We start from the raw sequence: 23,901 nt of genomic DNA on the forward strand, positions 1-23,901 counted from the left end.
GGCGCTAACGGGGTAAACAACATGACAACCTGTGATGCGCTCCTCCGCCGCCCCATGCTGGGCGGTGCCACCCGCCTTGTGCTCGCCATCGCCATCGCCACCGCGCTGTCCGGGCCATGGCCCGTTGCGCGGGCGCAGACAGTGGCCGTGCCACCCTATAACCCTATCGATAACGACCAGCAGGTGGGGCGAACCGACGTGCCTGCCGGTGGCAATGTCACGCTCAATGGTCCACAGCAGTTCCAGCCAGGGCAAACGGGGGGACAGGACACCACCCTGCAACAGTTGAGCGACCTGGGGCGACTTCTCTCCGGGCAGCAGTGGATCGGCGCGGCGCGACTCAATCCGGGCAGCCAGAACTTCGGCATCACGGTGAAAGACCCGATCACCGGGACCAACCGGGTGGTCTCCGTCTACAACACCAACAACCTCTTCGCGCTGGCGCCCGTGGGCTACACCACGGTAGTGCCCGACATCGTGAATGTGGGGGATAACCAGTACATCGATGCGCGTGTCGGCCAGGTGGGGCCGGGCGGTGGAACGTTGACGGTCGCGATCGGCACCGGCGCCAATAGCCAGGCGGCGGAGAACAGCTGGTCCATGGCGGCAAAGCAGACCAACCTGTTCTATGCCGACGGCACCGGAGGCGTCGCCAGCAACATCACGTGGGCTGGGCAAAACCGCATCACGTTCAATGGTGAGGTCGCGGATCCCACGCAACCGCGCACGTATGGCGTCTCGTTCGTCGCGCACTACGGCGGTACGTTCAATGTCACCACCGCCGATGGCACGGCATCGCACACCGTGACCAACGATGCCCAGCTGCGCGACTACAACAATTTCCTCATCGCACAAATCCAGGCGGGCAAGCTGGACCCGGCGCAATACGTCACGCTGTTCTCGCTGGGCTATACCTCGACCACCGAGCAGATCACTTACGGCATCACTGCTGATAGCCCACCAGACGATGTTGCGCAGCCGATTGGCGACCGTATCGTCATGCGCATGGTGGGCGCCAACGCGCATGGCACGATCAACGCTGGCGCGGTGCTGGAAGTGGTGAACGCGAACGGTGGCGCCGTGCGTGCGGATAGCGGGGCATCGTTCGTAAATAACGGAACGCTTGCTGCACAGCACAGCAGCGGTGATGGTTCGGCGCTGGTGCTTACCGGGAGCAGTAGCGGTGCGAACGCCGGTGTTATTAACGGCAACTTCTTCCGTAACGCTGATGGTGGCATCTCCAGTGGCGCCTTCGGTGCAAATATCGTGGATGTCCAGTCCGGAAGTACGTTCAGCAACGCGGCGGGCGGCATCATCAACCTGGCACTCGGCACCACCAATGGTGCTGGTAAGTCGACCGGCATCCGGGTCGGGACGGGCGCCACGGCATCGAACGACGGCTTTGTGAATGTCGGGGTCACCGGTTCTCGTTCCAATGGATCGGCCGACGGTGTCTATCTCAACGACGCGACCGCATCGTTCACCAACGGCAGCTCGGGCGTGATCTATATCGGCCGGGGACCGCAATACGCGGCAAGCGATAACCCTGCGGATGTGGCGATCAACCAGGGCACGATCACCACCGGCATCAATGTGCCTACGGCGGCCACCGTCAACAACCTCGGCACGATCACGATTGGCACGGGCACGCAAAACGCCGCGGGCATTCTTGTCACCGCGCCTGCGGCGAACGTGACCAACGCGGGTACGATCAACATCACGGGGCGTGCCGCCGCCGTGCCCCGTGAAAACATCGGCATATCCGTCGTGAACGCGGGTGCCACCGGCCCAGGTATTCGCAACACCGGCACCATCAATGTCACGGGCGTGAATGGCACGGCATTGAAGGCGGTCTCCACGGCGGGCACCCCCTCGCTTGTGCACTCCACCGGAACGATCAACGTAGCGGGCGGGGCGGACCCTGCCAGCGGCACGCGCAACTATGGCGTATGGATCGAGGGCCAGGGGAGTGCGACCGCCACGGGTGATATCCAGGGTGCGGTGAACCTGCAGGGTGATGGCGCGATCGGCATTCACGCCCGGGGACGGGCCACGGTGAATGTCGCGGCGGGTGCTGCGCCAAGCTTCCAGTCCGGCAGCAAGCAGATCGGCTTCTTCGCGTTTGGTGATAACGCAAAGATCAACGTGGCCGGCGGCACTGCCCTGAATGTATCGACACCTCAGTCGACCTTGTTTCGCCTGGATAGCGGCGCGGATTTCGACGGTACGGGCCTTGCCGTCACCGTATCGGGCGCGCAGGCCACGGGCGTATTGGGCTCAGGGGCCGGCTCGGTCCTCAATACGCGCAACGCGGTGATCAACGTCACCGGCGCGGGCGCCCAGGGTGTGGTGGCCGAGGGCGGCTCTACCGCGACCATCGATGCCGCGACGACCATGGCTTTGACGGGAAACGGCGCCATCGCGGGTGTCGCCGACGGGCAGAAGCATGACCTGACGGGCGCGGCCACCGGCGCCGCTTCGACCGCGACGTCGGTGAATAGCCTCGCCACGTTGAACTCATCGGCGGCAGGCGTCATTGGCCTCATCGCGCGCAACCGCGCGAAGCTGGCCAATGCCGGTGCGCTGGATTTCAGCGGTGCGAACACCACCGGCCTGATCGTCGAGACCGGCGCGACCGCGATTAACAGCGGCGCCGTGACGTTGGGTGGCCCGGAGGCGACGGGTGCCATCCTGCGCTCCGCTGGCTCGCTGTCGAACACCGGCAGCATCGCCGTGGCGAACGGTACCGGGGTGCGGATCGAGGGCGCGGGTACCGTCTTGAATCCGGCCGGCACGATCACGGTGAACGATGGGCACGCGGGTGTGTGGCTAACCTCGGGCGCCAGCCTTGCCCTTGGTAGCGGCGACTCGGCCATTACGACACGCGGCAGCGCGCACGGCATCCTCGTCGATGCCGGTGCGACATCGCTGGTGGCCAACGGCACTACCATCACGACCCTGGGCACAGGCAATGCGATTGAGAACGCGGCCGAAACCAGCGCGATCACGCTGACGGGTGCGACGCTCCACTCCGGAGCCGGCGCCGGCTTGCGCACTGCCACGGCGATCGACCCGGCCTCCACGGCCACGTTCGAGGTGGATGGGCCCGGCGCAGGCTATGCGTTCCGTCATGCCGATGGGTCGGTCACGACGGGTGACCTCGCCATCGGTGCGGGGTTCACCATCCACGGTAACGGGGCGGGCAGCACCGGCATACAGGCGTTGACCACGGGGGCGGTGAGTACGGCGGCCAGCGTGAATATCCTCAGTCCGTCAGGCGGCTCAGCGCTAGTGGCGGGTACGGCGTCATCCGTGTCGAACAGTGGTGTCCTGTCGTCGGTAAGCACGGTGGCGCCTGTGGTCGACCTTGCCAATGGCACGCGTTCGTCGCTTACGAACAGCGGAAGCATCCTCGCGGCATCCGCGAGTGCGGTCGCCGTGCGCGGAAGCGCGGGGAGCGATGTCGTCTCGCTCTCCGGCGGGCAAGTCCGTGGTGAGGTGGCAACAGGCGAGGGCGGCGATACATTCGCCTGGACAGGCGGCACGCTCGATGGCGGCCTGACGATGGGAAGCACGGGTAACCACGCGACCCTGGGCGCCGTGGATACGGCGACTACCTATCACCTCATCGCAGGTGCGGGTGGCGGCAACACGCTGGACCTGGTCGGCACGCAGGCGCGCGGCGGCACGTTTGATAGCGATACGCTGGATAAGGGCATCAACCTGCAGGGGTGGAATACATTCAACCTGAGCCAGGGGGCGGCGTTCACGCTGACCGACAAGCTTGTCCTTGCGGGGAGCGATGTCACCATCGATGCATCGTCAACGCTGTATGCGGGCGATAACGTGCACCCGGTCATTTCCGCCGCGACGCCGGGTGGGGCCAACGTCACCAATGCGGGCACGATCGACCTCACCAACGGGACAGGTTCTCCCGGTAATACGCTCACCATTGATGGCAACTACACCGGGCAGGCCGGGTTATTGCGGCTTGTCACCACGATGAATGCCGGTGGCGCATTGGCCGCGCAAGGTACCGATCGGCTGTTGGTGCAAGGCGATGCGAGCGGCGAGACGGTGCTCGACATCGCGCCATCGTTGCTTAGCACGGGCGCCATCACTGACGTTAACCGTAACGGTTACGTGGGTGCGGATGAGGGGATCTCGGTCGTGCAGGTGGCGGGCCAGTCCTCCGGCGGCGCATTTCGGCTCAATGGTGGCTACCTTGCGTTCGGACCGTACCAGTACGGACTGTATGCGTTCCAGCCGGGATCGAGTGAGGCATCGCAGCGCGTCGTGGCCGGTGCTACCTCGGGTAATGCGTTCTGGGATTACCGGCTCGCAAACGTCATTGTCTGCAACGGGCCGTGCCCGGCACCCACGACCGAATCCCCGGCGCCCACGCCTGCGCCTGGCCAGGCGTACATCGCCCCACCGCCGCCGACGGGCCCGCTCGCGGAGGCCGACGCGCGGCTTGCCGTGGTGCCACAGGTCCCCACGTCCATCGTGTCACCGTCTGCACTCTCGTTCTACGGTTATCGCGCGATCGATAACCTCCACCGTCGACTCGGCGAAGTGCGCAACATGGACGACCTGGGTGAGGGGCTGGGCGGCGAGACGTTCGTCCGCTACTTCGGTGGTGATTACCACTACTCCACCAACCGGGCATTCCGCGATTACGGCTACGATTACGACATCGATATGCGTGCCGTGCAGGTAGGTACGAATATTTTTGCGCTGGATGCCGACCGCTCGACACTGCGCGCTGGCGTGGCCTACACGCATGGTACGACGCAGTTGGACCCAAAGGCGGCGGATGGTTACAGCCATGCCAAGCTCTACACCAACTCCATCGCCATGTTCGTCACCTGGCAGCACGTGAACGGTTTCTACGTCGACGTGATCGCTTCGGGCGATCGCCACGCGGGTGATGTGGATACCGCGCGAATCAAGGGTGCAGCGCGTGTCCGCGGCTCGGGCTGGAATGGGTCGGTGGAGGCTGGCTATCCGTTTTGGTTCGATGGTGGCTGGGAGCTGGAGCCACAGTTGCAGTTGATCCGCCAGCACATTGGCTTGCGCGACCAGGTCGATGTGGATCAGGTAACCACGCACTACGAGCCGTTCGAGCAAACGGTGGGCCGGGCCGGGCTGCGTTTCGACCGCACATGGATTACGTCGGCGGGGAGTCAGTTCACACCTTATGCCCGGGCGAATTACATCAAAGGATGGGGTGGCATATCGAAGGTGGATGTAGGCGCCGAGGGCTTCGACTTTTCCCAGCAGTTCGCCGGCGGCAAGTTTGGCCAGATGGTGGAGTTGGGCCTGGGGGGCACCTGGGCCTGGCGCAACAAGCTATCGGTTTATGGTGAAGCGGATTGGCAGAACAACATCGGCGAGGCCGGTGCGCGTGGCTGGTCGTTGAACCTGGGGCTTCGCTGGAATTTCTAGCGGCACGCTGTGAGGTTTGGTGAGATTCGTGAGGTAGGTGCGCCTCGAAAACGTGTGTGATGTCCGTGCGTGACAGTTGTGTTTCAGATCACGAAGCTCTTCCCCGCTTACGCCGTTCGCGGCGCACATCCACGGGGAAGAGGGAAACTGATGAACACGATTTACAGCAAGGTCTGGAACCCATCGCTGGGGGCGATGGTGGTGGCATCCGAACTGGCAAAAGGCCGGGGGAAAGGTCGCACTGGCGTCGTGACAAAGCGCGCAGTGGCTTGGGTTGCGGCGTTGGGCATGGCGTCCGTGTTTACCGCCGCACATGCGGATGTATGCACGGGAACGTTCGCCGCCGGCCAGGCGCCGACAGCGGCGGCGAACTCGCTGGCGTGCGGCCAGGTGGCGGCGGCCACGGGAAGCCAGGCCACGGCCATCGGTAACAGTGCGGTGGCCAGTGCCGACGACAGTACCGCGCTGGGTGCGGCCGCACAGGCGACAGGGAAGAACAGTACGGCAATCGGTGACAACAGCAAGGCCAAGGCAAACAACAGTGTCGCGTTGGGCCAGAACTCCGTGGCGAACGAAGCCAATACGGTATCGGTGGGGCGTGCGGGTGCAGAGCGGCGCGTCACGAATGTCGCGGATGGCGAGAATGCTTACGACGCCGTAAACAGGGCGCAACTGGATTCGGCCAGCGCGCAGGCTGCCAGTAACCTCGACGACGCCACCCGCTACCTGAAAGTGAATGGCCGCAACGACGGAAGCGACGACGCCCAGGCGGCGGGAGGCAACAGCGTCGCTATAGGCGCCTCGGCCGCGTCACGTGCCGACAACAGCATCGTGCTTGGCGCGGGCAGCAGCGTGGGTGCGTACTCCACCGGGACCATCGTGATCGGCAACGGTTCACAGGCTACCGATGGCCTGGATACGAATGGCAATCCACGCGGATCATCGAACACGGTGGTGATCGGCAACGAGGCGCTTGCGTTTTCGGGCGCCCAGAACGGCGTCGCGATCGGCTACCAATCGGCGCTCGCACAGAACTCCTACGATGCCGTCGCCATCGGCACGCGCGCGATCGGTTACGGGCAAGGTTCGATGGCGCTGGGTACCGGCACGTATTCGCTGGGCGCTGGGTCTACGGCGATCGGCGGCTGGCTGGACGCGAACGGCGATGGCCAGTTGCCAGGACATGGCAGCGGCGGTGAAATGACCTGGGCGTATGGCAAAGGCTCCAACGCTTACGGCGCCGCTGCGGTGGCATTTGGCGATTACACGACGGCGCTTGGTACGCTGTCGTACGCCGGCGGCAGCCAGGATGCGGGGGATGGTGCCCTCAGCGGATCAGTGGCCGTTGGTTACAAGGCCTTCGCGGCGGGTGACGGCACGGTGGCGATCGGCCGCGAAAGCCTGACCCAGCACGATGGTGCGACGGCAGTGGGCTTCTCCAGTGTTGCCTATGGCGACGATAGCGTAGCGCTCGGCCACGGTGCGGTGGCCGCGTATTCCAAGGACATGGCGTTGGGCAGCAATGCGTGGGCCGGTGGCGGTTACGGTACGCGGAACATGGCAATTGGTGACGGCGCCGTCGCGGGAAATCCCACGGCCGATATCGACGACCCGGCGCAGAACGTCAGCGACGCAATCGCATTCGGCGCCGATGCGCAGGCCGGCACCAGCCGCGCCCAGGCCATGGGCGTCAGTGCCATTGCCGCAGGCGAACAGAGCGTATCCGTGGGTAACCAGGCCTATGCGTCGGGCGATTACACGACGGCCCTGGGCGGTGTCAGCCTGGCGCTGGGCACCGGTGCGGCTGCAGTCGGCAACGGGGCAACGGCCGCAGCTGATTTAGCCACGGCGGTTGGCTTCGACGCGAGTGCCGGTGCGATCAATAGCGTCGCGGTGGGTGCGAATTCATTTGCCGATCGCGCCAACAGCGTCTCCGTAGGCAGCGCGGGTGCCGAGCGGCAGATCACCAACGTGGCGGCCGGGACCGCAGGTACCGATGCCGTGAACGTCGACCAGTTGAACGCTTCGAACCAGTACGAAGCCTATGGGCCGCACGATGGCCTTGGCGGTGGCATCAACGGTGACTACGCGTCCGCCAAGGCCACGGGTGTGGGCGCGGTCGCCGTCGGCATGAACTCGGTGGCGAGCGGCGTATTTGGCACGGCTTACGGCATGATGGCGCGTGCGACCAACAGCGAAACGCTGTCGGTGGGTGGCTGGTCCGATGCGGAAGGGTTTGCAGCCACCGCGGTCGGCGGGAGCGCCAAGGCCTTCGGCGACTGGAGCGCCGCACTGGGTGCGCATGCGTCCACGCCGGGCTCGGGGGCAACGGCCGTGGGTGCCGGAGCCTCGGCGTTCGCTGATGACGGTACCGCATTGGGCAATGCGGCTTCGGTGGCAAAGAGCGCCACGAACAGCGTGGCGTTGGGCGCCAGCTCGCGGGCCACCGTGGCCAATACTGTGTCGGTAGGTTCCGCGGGAAATGAACGCCAGATCACGAATGTCGCCGCGGGTAGCGCCGATACGGATGCCGTGAACGTCTCGCAGTTGCGTGCCACCGGCCTTGTGGATGTGGGCGGTAAGACATTGGACGCAGTGGCCTATGACGCCAGCGACCGCGCGCGAGTGAGTTTCGGTGGTGCAGGTGGAACGGTACTTGCCAACGTGGCAGCAGGCACACACGCCAACGAGGCCGTTAACGTGCAGCAGTTCAATTCGCTTGCGGCAACCCTCGGTGGTGGCTTGTCCATGGGTTCGAATGGCTTGATCAATACGCCTGCGTTCGCCATCCAGGGCAATACGTACTTCAACGTTGGTGACGCCCTCTCGGCCGTGAACGGCGCGATCGATAGCACGTTACGCGATATCAACGGACTCGATTCCCGCGTGGGCGCCCTGGAAGGCGGTACGACGCAGGCGTCGGCGACATCGGCCCTGGCCCCGGCGCCTGTCGTTCCGACAATCACTCGCGACAACGCCGCTGCCGCCCCCGTCGCGACGGCCATCGCACCTGCCATAGCGGCGGATGCGGGGGGCGCCCAGATCAACAACCTGGCGGCAGGCAGCGCAGCGACGGATGCGGTAAACAAAGGCCAGCTCGATAGTGCGACATCGCAAGCGATCGCCACGGCGAAGAGCTACACCGACAGTGGGGACGCCACGACGCTAAGCAGTGCGAATGCGTATACCGACAGCAAGCTCGGCAGCATGGTCAGTGGCCAGGATTTCGACGCGTTCCGGAACAAGGTCAACGATCAGTTCCACACGGTGAACACGCGGATGGATCGCGTGGGTGCCATGGGTTCGGCGCTTGCCGGCATGGCGGGCGCGATCGCCGCGGCCGACCACACGGATAACCGCGTGAGTGCGGCGGCCGGTGGCTACAAGGGGCAAGGCGCCCTGGCCGTGGGCTACGCGCATGCCATACCCGGGAACGGTGCCGTCTTGCTGGGCGGTTCCATTGCGGGTGGTGGTGAATCGACGGCCACCGTGGGCGTGAGCATCGGTTGGTAACCGGCATCCCTCCTTTCTCTTTATTCGGAAGACATCATGTTTACTCTTCGTACGACCAGGGCATGTGCCCTGGCGGCAGCCATCCTCCTGGCCATGCCCTCGGCATACGCGGCCGATAGCACCACGATGTCCGCGACGATCAACCTGCGCAGCCTGCAGGCGCGGCCGCAGCAGCGTATCGATCGCTTTATCGTCACTTACCGCAACGGCACCACGGAAAACGTCGATGCCTCGGCGGCGGCACAGTCGGTCCGTGCCGCGGTTTCACGCGCAGGCATGGATCGCGCAGCGCGTAGCGCCCTGGGTGCCAGCGTCCCCGGCATCGCCGTGAGCCACGTGCGTCGGCTCGCCATCGGCGCGCATGTGCTGCGCACGTCGCGCAAGCTCGATACGAGCGAAGCGACGCGGCTGATGCAGCAAATCGCGACTGACCCCGCGGTGGCCCACGTGGAGGCCGATGTGATGATGCAACCGGTGCGCGATATCGCGTCCGGGCGGATCGTGAGCGCCAGCGCCCTGCTTTCCAGTACACCCAACGATCCGAAGTACGCCGATTACCAGTGGCACTTCAAGGCACCCACGGCCAGCGCACCGGGCACGTCGAACGTCGAGAAGGGCTGGACCGTGGCCGATGGCGCGGGCATCACCGTGGCCGTACTGGATACGGGTATAACGCAGCACCCCGATCTCGACTTGTCGCTCGCCGACGCAGGCTATGACTTCATTGACGATGCGTTCGTCTCCGGCCGCACGACCGATGGCCGCGTGGCCGGCGGTTGGGACCTTGGCGACTGGACGACGGGCGATGCCTATGCCGAGTGCCGCGATGCGGGTGATCCTGGCGAGGCCAGTAGCTGGCACGGCACCCATGTTTCGGGGACGATTTCCGAGCTGACGGATAACGGCGTGGGCATGGCGGGTGCCGCCCATGCGGCGCGCGTACTGCCCGTACGCGTGCTGGGCCATTGCGGCGGTTACACCTCCGATATCGCCGATGCGATCACCTGGGCATCGGGCGGCCATGTGGATGGCATCGCCGATAACGCGAACCCCGCCCAGGTCATCAGCATGAGCCTTGGCGGCGGTGGCGTTTGTACCGCCAGCGATGTCACGGGCACGGCGATCGCCGGCGCGATCGCGCGGGGGACAACCGTGGTGGTCGCCGCGGGTAACAGCGGCGCCGATGTGGCCAACTTCAGTCCGGCCAGTTGCCCAGGCGTTATCTCCGTCGCTTCCAATGGCTACACCGGCAAGCGTGCGTTCTACTCGAACTATGGCACCGGCGTCACGATTTCGGCGCCGGGTGGCGGCATCTACGCAAACGACGCATCGAGCGGTACGCAAAACGTACCCGATGGCTTTGTCTGGTCCACGATCAACCTGAGTGCCACGACGCCGGGCGATGCCGGGTACGGTGGCATGGCGGGTACCTCCCAGGCGACGCCCCACGTCTCGGGCATCGTGGCCATGATGCTTGGTGCGGAGAAGGCGCTGGGCCAGCCACTTTCCACGCCCGACCAGGTCAAGGACCTGCTGGTGTCGACCGCACGTCCGTTTCCGGTGAGCGAGGACCATCCGATCGGTGCGGGCATCGTGGATGCGTATGCAGCGGTCGAGAAAGCCGTGAGTGGCCCGGATGATGGCGGCGGAAGCGGAGACGCCGTGCCACTTACCGTCAATGTCGCCCTGGCCGGTCAATCCGGCGCCGCAGGGGCGAGCACGCTATATGCGATTACCGTACCCGCAGGCGCGAAGACGCTTACGTTGCGTAGTTTCGGCGGGAGTGGCGATGTCTCGCTGTATGCGAAGGCGGGCAGCGCGCCCAACGAGAACGGCGGTAACGCGGATGTGGCGTCCACCCGCCCAGGTACGACCGAATCAGCGGTGGTCAGGAGCCCGGCGACCACGACGTACTACCTGCGTATCTCCGGTGTCACGGCTTACAGTGGCGTGAGCGTGCTGGCGTCCTACACCCTTTGAGTTTGCCCGGGACAGGGAAGTCCACTTTTTTACCCCGTGCTTGACGGCGCGGGGACCGCTCACCGAAAGTAGTTGATCCCCATGTTTCCAGGAGTGCCCACCATGTCGTCTCGCGCGCCGGACCGGCCCTGGCGCATCGGCGTGCTGGAGGATGATGCCCAGCTGCGCGAAGGCATCATTTTGCCCGGCCTGCGGTACTTCGGCTTCCAGGTGGTGGGAGCCGGCCATGCGGCCGAGTTGTACCGAAGCATGCTGCTGCAGTCATTCGATATGGTCGTTCTCGATATTGGCGTGCCGGACGAGGATGGCCTGAGCGTGCTCAAGCACCTGCGTGAGGTCTCCAGCCAGCTCGGCATTGTGATGCTCACGGCGAATACAGCGAGCAGCGACCACCTGGAGGCACTGAAGCGCGGGGCGGATGCCTTCCTCAACAAGCCGGTGAACGTGGAGATCCTTGCCGCGACGTTGCATGGCGTGGGGCGGCGGTTAGCGGGCCCGGCACCTTCGCCCGTATCGGCCGTGCTGGTCGGTACCGGCAAATGGCGCATGGATACCGATGACTGGTGCCTTGTGACGCCCGACGGCCTGGCGTTGCCGCTGACAGCGCCGGAGCGTTGCATCCTCCGGCTGTTGGTCGCCATGCAGGGTGCGCCGGTATCCCGCGAAAAGCTCATCGCCTCGCTGACGTCCGATGTCTACGACTTCGATCCACACCGGCTCGAGATGATGGTGCACCGTTTGCGCCGGAAGGCGCAGGATGCGGCGGGCGTGCCCCTGCCACTCCTCACATCGCGCGGGCAGGGTTACCGGTTCGTGATCGAAACCTGAGGCGCGGCGCATGCGTTCTCATCATGCACCGGCAGGCTGATAAGGAACTGGCTGCCCTCGCCGGGTGCGCTGCAGACATCGATACTGCCTTGCGCTGCCCGGACCATGGCGGCGACGACGGACAGGCCGATGCCCGTGCCATGGCCGTAGGGCTTGGTGGTATAGAACGGCTCGAAGACCTTGGCGCACACATCGTCGGACATGCCTACGCCGGTGTCGGCCAATGCCAGCGTCACCGTCGATCCGTGGCGCGGGGCATCCAGTGACATCGTGAAACGCCCGCCGTCGGGCATGGCATCGCGTGCGTTCGCCGCGATATTGAGCACCATGAGTTCGAAGGCGCTCCGGTCGAGTTGTACCGGCATGGGCGCATCGGGTAACCGAAGTACCGGTTGGATGTAGCGGCCGAGCAGTTGGCGAAGGAGTGGCTCCAGTTCGCGTAGCGCATCGCCGGCATCGAATACCTGGTTATCGATGATATCTTCGCGGCTGAAGTTCAACAGCTTGCGGCTGATGCTGAGCGCGCGAAGGGCCGCCAGCTCCATGCCTTCCATCGCGGTGAGCAACGCGTTGGTGCCAAGGTCGGCCAGCTGTTCGCGCTGCGCCGCGTAGCCAAGGATCACGCTGAGTACATTGTCGACATCGTGCGCCACGCCGCTGGCGGCGCGGCCAATCGCATCGAGCTTTTGCGAGTGGATGAGCTGGTGCTGGGTGCGTTCGCGTTCTTCCATTTCCTGTTTCAGCCGGCAGTTGGCCGCGGCCAGCGCATCGCTACGTTCGATCGCCTCGGCAAGCATCGTGCGCAGCGCTCGCGTAGTGCTGTCGATGGCGAACGCCACCAGCAGGTAAGCGATGACCAGCATCGGCAGGACATGAAAGGCGGCAGCAAGGGAGGGGCGAGGTTCGGCCAGCCATAGGGCGTCGGCCAGTTGCCCAAGCGCGAAAGCGGCGAGTACGGCCGAATAAACGACCCATAGCGTGCGCCGCCCCAGTACGACGCCGGCGACGGCAAGAAGCAGCGTGGGTGTCGGATCGAGTGGGGCGTGGCGGTAGCCCGTCGTGGCGAAGTTCGCCATGAGTGCGAGCAGGTAGATCGAGAGGAATAACTGGATACCCCTCGCGAAATGCCCGCGGCGCACCACGATAAGGCCGCCCAGGGTCGCCGCCATGACGGCGAGATCCGATCCGAGGTCCGTGACCTGGTCTACCGTCATGCTACCCAACGCATCGGCAGGTGCGTGGATCGCGATGAAGTAAAGACGGCTGAGCAGCGTGGCGAATCCCAGGCCGATCATCAGGATCTGGATGAAACGGGCGTTGAGGCGGTCGACCGGGCTGGACGTGGGCGCGCGGTCGAGCCAGTCCCGCGCTGTTCGTACCAGATTCATTCTCCCCCGCCCCTGCAACTACGAAATGCGACCCCCATTCTTCCGAGTGGCGTGAGCCGGATCAAGCAAACTCATGGGGGGCACATTCGGCAAATGGCGGCAAAAATGAGACGTACATCACGCTTGCGGCGTCTGAAGGAGCGCGCTTGCGCGCGATGGGTCTGGCGGCAAGTCCCATCGCGCGCAAGCGCGCTCCTACAAGGTTCCATCCATGTACGGGGTCATGCACGTGCGGGACATCCGTGCACGTGCAGACGGTGGTGTGCATCGAGGCGACTAGTGCACCACGGGAAGCTCGATGTACGTGCCGTTTTCCCCGCCGCGCAGGATCTTCTGCGTGGCTTTCACGTAATCCGCCGGCTTCGCGTTGAAGATGTTCGGCACGAAGGTCTGCGGGTTGCGGTCGTACAGAGGGAACCAGCTGGACTGGATCTGCACCATCACGCGGTGCCCCGGCTGGAACACGTGGTTCACCGTTGGAAGCGGGAAGCTGTAGGGCAGGGCTTTGTTGGCCTCCAGTGCTTTCGGCTTGTCGTAACCCTCGCGATAGCGGCCGCGGAAGATCTCCATGGCGACCGGGAGCTGGTAACCCCCCATGGAAGGCCTCTCCTCGACCTCATCGGGGTACACATCGATGAGCTTCACTACCCAGTCGCTGTCCGTACCGCTGGTGGAAGCCAGCAGGTGCACGAGCGGCTCGCCCGAAACGCCCATCGGCTTATCAAGTACGGGTGACACGTAGGTCAGTACATCCGTGCGGGTTGCAAACTGGCGTTGATCGTCGACAAGCCATTCCGGCCATGAGTCCTCGCGGTCGGCGACGCCATGCGACCATGATTGAATGGGACGCACGCGGTAGGGAACCGGCTTCGCGGGATCCGACACGTATTCGTCATCGCCAGCCGACGGCATGGAGGTGGCAAACCCTCCGTTCGGTTCCACATACCAGCGCTGCAGGGTAGGCGCACAGCCGCTAAGGCAAGAGGAAGGCCACGTATCCAGCTTGCGCCACGTATTCTCACCGGTGACAAACGCATTGACCGGTGCGACGTTCGCTTTCGGAGCGTCATCCTTCAAGTACTGGGCGAGGAACGGGCGCAGCATGGTCTGCCGGAACGTCTTGCCGGTATCACTGCCCAGCTCGATCGCAGCGATGGTGCTCGCGTTTTCCCAGGTCTTCGCGTGGCGCCACGGGCCAAGAACGAGCCACAGCTTCTCGTGGTTCGGATCACGCGGGGCCAGGGCGCGATACACGGCCATGTCGCCGTAGTTGTCCTCCTGGTCCCAAAGGCTGTGTACCAGCATCGTCGGCACCGTCATCGGTTCCTTCGCGGCGATCTTGTCCAGCGCCTGTTCCGACCAGAAACTGTCGTATGCCGGGTGGGCGAGCAGCTTCTGCCAGAAGCCCAGTGCCTCCATGCCGTAGGCGCGGCCGATATCGCCCGCGGAGCCACCCTTCAGGTACAGGTCGTAGTCATCGCGGTAGCCGGTGGTCCATCCGATGTTGCTCTTGCGCGAGTTCACCATGCCGTAGATGTACGGGATCATCTGTTGGCGGAACGCGCCCCGGTGGAACCAGTCGTCGCCCATCCAGCCATCGATCATGGGGTTGATCGGCACGGCTACTTTCAGGGCGGGGTGGGGGTGGATCGTGGCGATCATCGCCTCGAAGCCATCGTACGAGATGCCGATGATGCCGACCTTCCCGTTGGATTCGGGAACGTGCTTCACGAGCCAGTCGATGCTGTCGTAGATATCGGTCGATTCGTCGATAGTCGTCGGGTTGCCATGGCCGACCGGCGGCCGGTTCATCACGAAATCGCCTTCGGAACCGTTCTTGCCGCGGATATCCTGGATGACGCGGATATACCCGTCCTGGACGATGATGTCGGCCGGGTTGTCGTAGCCGCGCAACGCCGAATCGAGGTTCGGGCTATCGGAACGATGGCCCATGCCATCGGCACCGTAGGGCGTGCGGGTTAGCAGTATGCCGGCATGCGTGGCGCCCTTGGGTACCAGGATCACCGTGTGCAGCTTCACGCCGTCGCGCATGGGAATGTCGACGGTGCGCCGCTCGTAGTTGAAGCCCGGGTTCGTCGGCGTGAAGTGAGCCGGGATCTCCGTGGGCAGGTCTTTATAGGTCTTTTCGCCACCGACCGCCGGGGTCGCGAGGACCCCGGCGGCAAGCGCGACGATACCCAGTCGCAGGAGTGGATGCATGGACGCTCCGTCAGAAGTCGTACGTGATGCCGAAGCGGGCGTAACGCGGCTGGGTGTAGCTGATGACCTGCTGGTAGCCATCGTTCACCGAGTTCGTGCTGCCCGAGACCGGGTTGGTGCGCTGTGAACGCTGCTGGTTGAACAGGTTGAACACCGACACCGTGAACGCAAGCTTTTTGTCGGCCCACAGCGGGCGGTACTCGGTGCTCACGTCCACCAGCTCTTCCCACGGCTCACGGCCCTTGGCGCCGTACGCCGACGGTACGCCGAAGCAGAAGTGGTAGTAGCTGCCGTAGCCCGACGGATCACTTTCATCCGCGCCGTAGCGGCCGAGGCACGACTTCGGCAGGCCCGACTGGATGAGGATGTTGGCGGAGACCAGCCATTCCGGTGCGATCTGGTACGAACCGTACAGCTTCAGCTGGTGCTTGCGATCGTTGCCGAGGTCGCCGTTGGCGTAGTTCATCAACGTGGCGTAATCCCAGTCACGCGAAGCGGCGACAGAACCCTGGCCGACGTCGGAGCGCACCTGGCCTTCGGTGTTGCCGTAGCTGTGCGACCACAGGTAATCGACCTTACCCGACCACTTGCCATCGAACGGATGCGACAGGTACAGGTCGAGGCCGTAGTAGTTGCGCTTCAGGTGCGGGAAACCGAAATCGGCGTTGGTCACCGTGACGTTGGTGTAGCCACCGTTGGCGTTGGCCAGCTGGTACACGTTGGCGCGACCCGGATTCGACAGGTAGCAGCTACCGACCGTCACGGCATCGATATCCGCACCCTGGGCGATCGCGGCCCGGCTGATGGCACCGTTGTCGCACACGTCGTCAAGGGCGTTACGCAGCTTGCGGGCGGTGGCCTTCACGCCTGTCACCCATTCGGCGTTGAGCTGCTTGTCCGCGCCCAGGATGAACTCGTCCTGGTACTCCGACTTGATGTTCTTGGCGCTGACGGTCTTGGGATCGGGCGGCTGGCCATATTCGCCGTTGGGCGAGACGGCACCGCCGGTCGCCGATTGGATAAACGTCACGCCGGTGGGCATGCCGCTACCGTCGATGCCCGTATAGGTGAAGTACTGGTTCGTGGCCAGCGAGCCGGCCGAAGTGCGCAGGGCGACCGAGGCGGGCATCGCGAGGAAGTAACGGCCCGCGTTGCCATATACCTTCAGGCTGGAATCGCCATTCACATCCCAGCTGAAGCCCAGGCGCGGGGCCCACTGCGGCTTGGTCAGCTTCAGGTACGGCTGGCCGGACGGGTTGTAGTTAGTGAACTGGTCGTTGCGGATGCCGAGCGAGAGTAGCCAGCGGTCGTTGAGCTGCCAGTCGTCCATGATGTACTGGGCGCGTTGCTTCACGCGTACCGAGGCAAGCGTGTTGTAGTGGCGGTAGTAGCCGTAGTAACCGGTCTGGCCGCCCGGGTAGTCGCCAGGCTTGCCGACAAACGGGCTGTCGCTGATGTTGAGGTTGGGGTCGCCCTTGGCATACCACAGCTCGTAGCCGTCGCCACCGATCGTGGTGCCGTCATCGATATCCTTCGAATCCTGGTTATCGATACCGGCGGTGATCGAATGGCTGCCGATCTTGTAGTTCAGGTCGACGCGCAGGTTGCGGTTGGTCGATTCGTGGTCCGGGTTGTCGATCGTGTCCAGCGTCTGGCCGTTCGTGATCGGCGTGCCGCCATTCAATGCCGGGTTCTGCTGGCTCACGTTGCCGATGAACGGGCCGCTGACGCCGGTATCCGGTGGCTCGTTGTAATACGTGAGCTTGGACTTGCCGTACAGGGCAGTGAGGGTCAGGTCATCGGTGATGTAGCTCGTGAACTTCGCCACATAGACCATCGCCTTGGTCTTGTACGTCGTATCTTCGCTGGCGTAGTCGCCAATCGTGTTCGTGTCGTAGTCGTAGTTGTACTTGTTGCCGTTGGAACGGTGGGTCTGGTTAACGCCGGTCAGCTCGAGGATGTTGTTGTCATTGATGTTCCAGTCGAGCTTGCCGTACCACTTCGGGTCCTTGTACGTGTACTTGGTGTCGTACGCGTGGTTCACGTCGCCCAGGCTGTTGCCCTGGCTACGCTCCATCTCCACCGCGGCAAAGGCGTACAGCTTGTCCTTGATCAGCGGGCCGCCCGCGTAAGCGCTGATGGTCGACGACCATTCGTGATTGCGATCGTTGCGCTGGTTGATCGTGCCCGGGGGCGCGGGGTTGTCATGGCCGTAGGTGATGTTGCGTGCGCTGGCGCGGGCGAAATCCGGCTCCCACAGTACCTGGGCGCCGAAATGCCATTCGTTCGTGCCGCGCTTGCCGACCTGGCTGATCACGCCGCCATCGGAGCGGCCATACATGGCCGAGTAACCGCCGCTCAGGATTTCCTGCTGGTCGATCGCACCATAAGGCAGGGTCACGCCGCCGAAGCCGCTGAGCGGATCGGTCGTGTTCATGCCGTTGATGTAGTAAGCGTTCTCGGAAACGGCCGAGCCGGCGAAGCTCACCAGGGTGCCACCAAACGCGTTCTTGAAACCGCTGTAGCCCGGTGATGCACCCGGTGCGAGCAGCGCTACGGCCTCGGCCGAACGCTGAAGGGGCAGGCGGGCGAGGTCGGCGGAGGTGATCACGGTGCTCGAGGCGACCGTGGCGACGTCGATCTTGGGCAGCGAGGTGGCCGATACGGTGACGGCGCTCAGGTCCTGGGCGTTTGATGACGAAGCCGCTTCGAACGACACTTCGGTCGCGGCGCCGACGCGCAGCGTGATGTTGTCGCGTGTATCGACCGGCTGGCCGTTGGCGCGCAGCGTGACTTTGTAAGTGGCAAGCGGCAGGGATTCAGCGCTGTAACGGCCGCGCGAGTCGACAGCCACTTCGCGAGTGACGCCGTTGCTGCCTTCGATCAGCACGGTTTCGCCGGCGGTCGCGGGTGCCGAGCCGGTAATGCGGCCCGTGGTGGCCTGGCCATAGGCCAGGCCACTGAACGTCGCGGCGACCGCGGCGCACAGCAGGGTACGGCGGAGGGCGGGGAGGGAACTCATGGGATGCTCCGGAAAGGCTTTGGTCTGTGACAGTGAGGTTTCGATCGATTTAAACGACAGGCGTAAAGCGGCCTTCCTGGCGCGTTGTTGTAGGTGGATCAGGCGAGCGCGACCTCGCCTACCGCCTTGCGGACGGTGGCGAAGGCGCGGGATTTCTCCGACTTGCGGTCGGTGACGAGGACATCGATACGCTCGGGGGCGCACCAACTGGCGCGGCTGCGAACGCCGATCTTCGAATGATCGGCGGCGAGGATGACCTGGCGTGCGTTGGTGCACATCGCACGGGCGACCTCCACTTCATCGTGCTCAAAGCTGCTGGCACCCGCCTTCGCATCCACGCCCACCGGCGAAAGGATGGCGACGTGCGCCTGGTAGCGATAAATCTCCGCGACGGTGCCAGCACCGATCGTGCAGCCGATCTGCGCGTTGAAGCGCCCGCCGAGCAGGTGCACGGTGTTGCCTTCGCGCGCGGCGAAGCGCGATGCGACGTCCACGGCGTTGGTGATAATGGTGAGGCCGCTGCGTGTCGCGAGGGCTTCGGCCACGACATTCATGGTGCTGCCTGCATCCATGAAAATGGTCTGGCCGCTTTCCACCAGGCTGGCCACGACCTTGGCGATGGCGCGCTTCTCACGCACGCGTGTCGCATGGCGCACGTCGATCGGCGGCTCGTCGGAGGTAAGCACGGCGCCACCGTGGACGCGGCGGATTTCGCCACGTTCGGCAAGCTCAAGCAGGTCGCGGCGGATGGTCTCTCGCGACACGCCCAGTTCGGTGACGATGCGCTCGACCGAAACCTGGCCGCTGGTGCGCAGCAGGTCGCGGATGCGTGTATGTCGTTCTTCATGCCACATGGCGTCGTTCCTTGAGTGTGTGCAAAAGCAGGCGCATGGCGCCGAGTGCGATGGCGCCGGCCGCGACCACGCACATGGCGTAAGCAGCGGCCTGGGCCAGGAAGCCGTTTTCGTCCAGGCGCATCACGGTGACCGAAGCCAGGCCTACATCCGCCGTGACCAGGAAGATCACGCCGGAAAGGGTCACCATGGAACGCATGAACAGGTAGAAAAAGGTGGAGATGGCGGCCGGCGCGGTGAACGGGAGCACGGCGTCGCGCAGGACTTCGCGGGTGCCGCCACCGAACGCGGCGACGGCATCCTCGAGGGCATCTGGCACCTGGCGCATGCCGGTCTGCATCGTGAGGAACGCTTGCGCGTGGTAGTGGTACAGGCTGCACGCGGCGATGATGAACACGCTGCCGTGGAACCAGCCTGACCACGGGCCATGGTTGAATGCCATGACATAGCCCAGGCCGATCACCATGCCGGGAACGGCGGCGGGTAGGGAGGCGATGAACTGCACGGGGCGCGCGAGCGTAGGGGGTGCCTTGCGCAGGCCGGCGCAGAGCGCGAACACGAGTGCCGTCCCGGCCGCGGCGGCGATGAATGACATGCCCAGCGATGTCCACACCGGCCCGAAGCCTTCCGTCATGCCGGTGTAATTCGCCAGGGTGAGCGATTGCTGATAAGGCCACAGCTTGACGAACGATACGTAGGCGACCGTGCCCACGACCGCAATCATCGGCAGCAGCGCGGCAAGCGAGACCACGGCCAGCAGGGTATCGCGGCCCGCGTGGCGTGCAGGCACCAGCGCGCGCCCCGGGCTTGCATCACCGCTATCCTGGCGGCGCTTCGCCAGTCGGCCGAGCCATACCGAGAGCAGCGCGTGAAGCAATAGCACCATGCCCAGGGTCGCACCCATGGCGAAATCGAGCTGGCCGACGACTTCGCTATAGATCTCCATGGCGAGTACGCGGTAGTTGCCGCCTACGATGACCGCGCTACCAAAGTCAGTCAGTGTTTCAGTAAAGACGAGGAAGGCCGCCGCGAGCAACGCAAAGCGCAAACGCGGCAGTGTGACATCGATGAATTGCCGCCACGGCGTCGCGCCCATCGATGCGGCGGCGTCATAGTGGCGGGCGGGCGTGCGGCCGAGCGCCGCGGAGATGATCAGCACCGCCTGCGGCAGGCCATACAGGGTGTTGGCGATAACGAGGCCGGGAAATCCATAGATATCGGTAGGCAGGCCGGTGAGCCGGTGGACAAGGCCGTTGCGGCCCAGTAGCAGCACCAGGCCCAGGCCGAGCACGAGCGATGGCGCGAGCATGGGCAGCAGCAGCGCCGCGCGAATGAACGCCTTACCGGGCAAGCGCGAGCGGTGCAGGGCCATGGCGATGCCAAGGCCGAACAAGATCGTCGCCATGGTAGTGACCAGGCCCGTTTCCACACTGTGCAACGCGGCGCGAGGCAGGCCCGGATCATCCAGCAGCCGTGCGTAGTTCGCCAGCGTGAATGCGCCGGAGGCATCCGTGAGGCTTCGCCATGCAACGGTCAACAACGGCTGCAGGAAGAACAGCAGCAGGCCGGCGCCGGGTACGGCCAGCAATAGCCACGCCACGCTGCGCGCGCGCACCGCGGTGTGCGACGTGGCTACGGTACTCACGCGCACACCCACGCGCCACGGATGGCATCGATGGAGACGGCTTCGCCCGGCGCCAGCGTGCTGCGGCCGTGAAGCTCGGCCACCACACGCTCGCCGCGCCAGGCGATGCCCGCCCTTGTGAGGTTGCCGAGGAAGGTCACGTCGGCGACGACGGCATCGCCACGCGGGTTGGCTTCCACGACCAGATCTTCCGGGCGGAGGCATAGCTCCCATGTGGTATCCGCGCCAGGCGGCCGGCGCTCGAGGAAGCCAGGCATGGCTTCGCGTACGAACGCGGTGGGCAGCAGGTTGGCGTGCCCGATGAAGTCGGCGACAAAACGGGATGCGGGGCGTTCGTAAAGGTCGCGCGGCGAACCGATCTGCTCGATACCGCCGGCTTTCATGCACACGATGGTGTCGGCCAGGGCGAGTGCCTCATCCTGGTCGTGCGTCACCATGATCGTGGGGATGCCGAGTGAGCGCTGCAGCGAGCGGATTTCGCCGCGCAACTGGGCGCGGATCGCCGGATCGAGGGCCGAAAGTGGCTCGTCGAGCAAAAGCAACGCCGGCTCGGCCGCGAGCGCGCGGGCAAGTGCAACGCGCTGTTGCTGGCCACCGGATAGCTCATCGGGGAAGCGCCCACCAAAGCCGCCAAGGCCCACTTTGGCGAGGAGTTCGGTGCTACGCGTGGCGATGGTGGATGCCGGCGCGCCGCGCAGGCGCATGGGGTAGCCCACGTTCGCCGCGGCGGTCAGGTCGGGAAACAGCGAGTACGACTGGAACACGATGCCCATGCCGCGCTCGCGTGCGGGCATGCGGGTGATGTCCTTGCCGCCCAGGTAGACGCGCCCGGCATCGGCGTCGGTCAGGCCGGCAACGATGCGTAGCAGGGTCGTCTTGCCGCAGCCGCTGGGCCCCAGCAGGCACACGAAATCGCTGGCACCCGCGTTGAACGACACGCGGTCGAGCACCGAGTGGCCACCCCAGGCCTTGCTGATGTCTTCAATGCGCAGATGCATGAAGCCTTATCTCCCCCGCAACCCCGCGCCTCAGCGCGTCAGGTGCTTGAACCGAGCAATGAGTGCCGCGCGCTCGCGCGCCGCGGCTTCGAAATCACGTGCGGGCAGGGTGGCGACCACATTGGCCGGCAACCCCGCGCGTTGTTGTTCTTCAGTGGGCGTGCTGCCCGGCGCCGCGACGATTTCCTTGTAGCCGCGGTACAGCGCGGCGGCGGCGGGCGAGGCGGTCCAGTCGAGAAAGCGCCTGGCATCGTCGACGTTCGTTGCGCCCTTCATCAGGCCCGAGCCTTCCAGTTCGTATCCGGTCCCATCGGTGGGCAGCACCATGCTCACCGGGTAACCCTGGCGAATGGATTGCATGGCTGAAAACGCGAAGGAAACGCCAATCGGGAACTCGCCGATACGCGCGAGCTTGCAAGGCGCGGAGCCGGAAAGCGTGACCTGCCCCAGGTTGGCGGCGATTTCGGTTACCAACTGCATGCCCTTCGCGTCGCGCCCCGCATCGCTAAGCGACGACAGCACCATGTAGCCGGTACCGGAGGAGGCCGGGTCGGGCATGGCAATCTGCCCGCGGTACGCCGGCGATGTCAGGTCCCGCCACGTGCGCGGCATCGGCAGGCCCCGTTCCGCCAGGGCGTCGCGGTTGACGCATAGCGCTGCCATATAGCCCGTGGGAGCGAACCAGCGCCCATCCGTGCCACGAAACCGGGCAGGCAGTGCATCGATCGCGGGGCTGTGCACGGGTTGCAACAGCGCCGCGATACGTGGGTCCAGCAGGTCCGTGGCGGCCATGCCCCACACCACATCGTTGCGTGGCTCGGCCGATTCCGCCAGGAGGCGGGCGGCGAGGTCACCGCTGGACAGGCGCAGCACGTGGATATCCACACCCGGAAGCGCCTGCTTTGCGCCCGCAAGGTAGGTGGCGATCTCGTCACTCTCCAGCGCCGAATACACCGTGAGGCTGCCCGCGTGCGCGGAGGCACACAGGGCAAGCAGCGCGGTGATGCTGGCGATGTGCTGGACTGGACGCATGGAAGACCCTGGGGTTAATTCCTAGGCGACACGGTGGAAAAGATCACCCACCCGTGTGGCGTTTTGGGTATATTTGCAAACATGTGGACTCCGAGTCCACAGGAAAATTTTCGTTTTCGTCATTAATGTGAAACGTGCAAACGCTAGATCGCGCACGCCTTTTTGGAGTCCAGAGTGACCGTCGACGCCTCGCTGTCCGCCGATGAGCGGGCTGAGTTCGAAGCCTTTGCCACCGGCATCGCCAACAATGCACGTGCCTTGTCACTCCCCCGTTTCCGCCGCCCCGTCGATGTGACGCTGAAGGGCGACCTGAGCCCTGTAACCGCCGTGGACCGCGGCGTGGAATCGATGCTCCGCGAGCGTATCGAGATGGCCTGGCCTGCCCACGGCTTGCTGGGTGAGGAATACGGCGCCACCCGCGTGGACGCCGAGTTCGTCTGGTCCATCGACCCGATCGACGGCACGCGCAGCTTCATCTCTGGCTGGCCGCTGTGGGGCACCCTGATCGCGCTGCTGCGCCACGGCAAGCCCGTGCTTGGGGTGCTCGATATGCCTGTGCTGGATGAGCGCTGGGTGGGGCATGTGGGCGTGGGCACCACCATGAATGGCGTGCGCTGCCATACGAGCGGCTGCAAAGCGCTGGCCGAGGCCACGCTCTACACCACCACGCCGGACATGTTCACGGCGGAGGAATGGGCCCGCTTTGACCGTACCAGCCGCGCCGCGCTTGGCCGGCGCTTTGGCGGCGATTGCTACAGCTACGGCATGTTGGCTTCCGGTCACATTGATGCAGTGATTGAGTCCAATCTTATGCCGTATGACTACCTGGCCATCGCGCCCGTCGTCGAGGCGGCCGGCGGAGTCATGACCGATTGGGAGGGCCGGGCGCTGGGCCTCGACAGTGGTGGGCGCGTCGTAGCCGCCGCCTCCCCTGAACTGCACGCCGCGATCATCGCCTCGTTGAAGGATTAGC

Annotated in this window: 12 protein-coding genes; 5 read left to right on the forward strand and 7 right to left on the reverse strand. The window is 64.8% G+C overall.

What is annotated here, in order from left to right; all coding sequences use genetic code 11:
• Positions 1-21: 21 nt before the first annotated feature.
• The 4 genes from L2Y97_RS08415 to L2Y97_RS08430 all read left to right on the forward strand — a co-directional run bounded on the left by L2Y97_RS08415 (position 22) and on the right by L2Y97_RS08430 (position 11,769).
• Entirely contained in the window at positions 22-5,448 is a 5,427-nt protein-coding gene (locus L2Y97_RS08415; RefSeq protein WP_247435362.1) for an autotransporter outer membrane beta-barrel domain-containing protein, read from the forward strand.
• A 150-nt stretch (positions 5,449-5,598) separates the two neighbouring features.
• The gene (locus L2Y97_RS08420) at positions 5,599-8,961 is read left to right on the forward strand and encodes an ESPR-type extended signal peptide-containing protein (protein ID WP_247435365.1); all 3,363 of its coding nucleotides are present in this window, start codon (positions 5,599-5,601) and stop codon (positions 8,959-8,961) included.
• A gap of 36 nt (positions 8,962-8,997) precedes the next feature.
• Positions 8,998-10,941, forward strand: coding sequence for a S8 family serine peptidase (locus L2Y97_RS08425; RefSeq protein ID WP_247435368.1), 1,944 nt, complete (start codon positions 8,998-9,000; stop codon positions 10,939-10,941).
• 102 nt (positions 10,942-11,043) lie between these two features.
• A complete protein-coding gene (locus tag L2Y97_RS08430; protein WP_247435371.1) occupies positions 11,044-11,769 on the forward strand; it encodes a response regulator transcription factor in 726 nt (241 codons plus the stop codon).
• Here L2Y97_RS08430 and L2Y97_RS08435 read toward each other — a convergent pair.
• The 7 genes from L2Y97_RS08435 to L2Y97_RS08465 all read right to left on the reverse strand — a co-directional run bounded on the left by L2Y97_RS08435 (position 11,745) and on the right by L2Y97_RS08465 (position 22,928).
• Positions 11,745-13,157, reverse strand: coding sequence for a sensor histidine kinase (locus L2Y97_RS08435; RefSeq protein ID WP_247435374.1), 1,413 nt, complete (start codon positions 13,155-13,157; stop codon positions 11,745-11,747). The two genes, L2Y97_RS08430 and L2Y97_RS08435, sit on opposite strands and share 25 nt — an antisense overlap.
• Before the next feature lie 276 nt (positions 13,158-13,433).
• A complete protein-coding gene (locus tag L2Y97_RS08440) occupies positions 13,434-15,377 on the reverse strand; it encodes a CocE/NonD family hydrolase (RefSeq protein ID WP_247435377.1) in 1,944 nt (647 codons plus the stop codon).
• A 10-nt stretch (positions 15,378-15,387) separates the two neighbouring features.
• Complete coding sequence (locus L2Y97_RS08445; RefSeq protein ID WP_247435379.1) at positions 15,388-18,399, reverse strand: TonB-dependent receptor; 3,012 nt, start codon at positions 18,397-18,399, stop codon at positions 15,388-15,390.
• A 98-nt stretch (positions 18,400-18,497) separates the two neighbouring features.
• Entirely contained in the window at positions 18,498-19,253 is a 756-nt protein-coding gene (locus L2Y97_RS08450; protein ID WP_247435382.1) for a DeoR/GlpR family DNA-binding transcription regulator, read from the reverse strand.
• Complete coding sequence (locus L2Y97_RS08455; RefSeq protein WP_247435385.1) at positions 19,243-20,898, reverse strand: ABC transporter permease subunit; 1,656 nt, start codon at positions 20,896-20,898, stop codon at positions 19,243-19,245. The genes L2Y97_RS08450 and L2Y97_RS08455 overlap by 11 nt, the downstream gene beginning before the upstream one ends.
• The gene (locus tag L2Y97_RS08460; protein ID WP_247435388.1) at positions 20,895-21,896 is read right to left on the reverse strand and encodes an ABC transporter ATP-binding protein; all 1,002 of its coding nucleotides are present in this window, start codon (positions 21,894-21,896) and stop codon (positions 20,895-20,897) included. The genes L2Y97_RS08455 and L2Y97_RS08460 overlap by 4 nt, the downstream gene beginning before the upstream one ends.
• Positions 21,897-21,926: 30 nt before the next feature.
• Positions 21,927-22,928, reverse strand: a complete 1,002-nt coding sequence (locus L2Y97_RS08465; protein ID WP_247435391.1) for an ABC transporter substrate-binding protein — start codon at positions 22,926-22,928, stop codon at positions 21,927-21,929.
• Between the two features lie 174 nt (positions 22,929-23,102).
• Between L2Y97_RS08465 and L2Y97_RS08470 the strand changes: the two genes are divergently transcribed.
• Entirely contained in the window at positions 23,103-23,900 is a 798-nt protein-coding gene (locus L2Y97_RS08470; RefSeq protein WP_247435394.1) for an inositol monophosphatase family protein, read from the forward strand.
• Position 23,901: the final 1 nt, after the last annotated feature.

Source organism: Luteibacter aegosomatissinici (genome assembly GCF_023078495.1).
GTDB classification, from domain to species: domain Bacteria; phylum Pseudomonadota; class Gammaproteobacteria; order Xanthomonadales; family Rhodanobacteraceae; genus Luteibacter; species Luteibacter aegosomatissinici.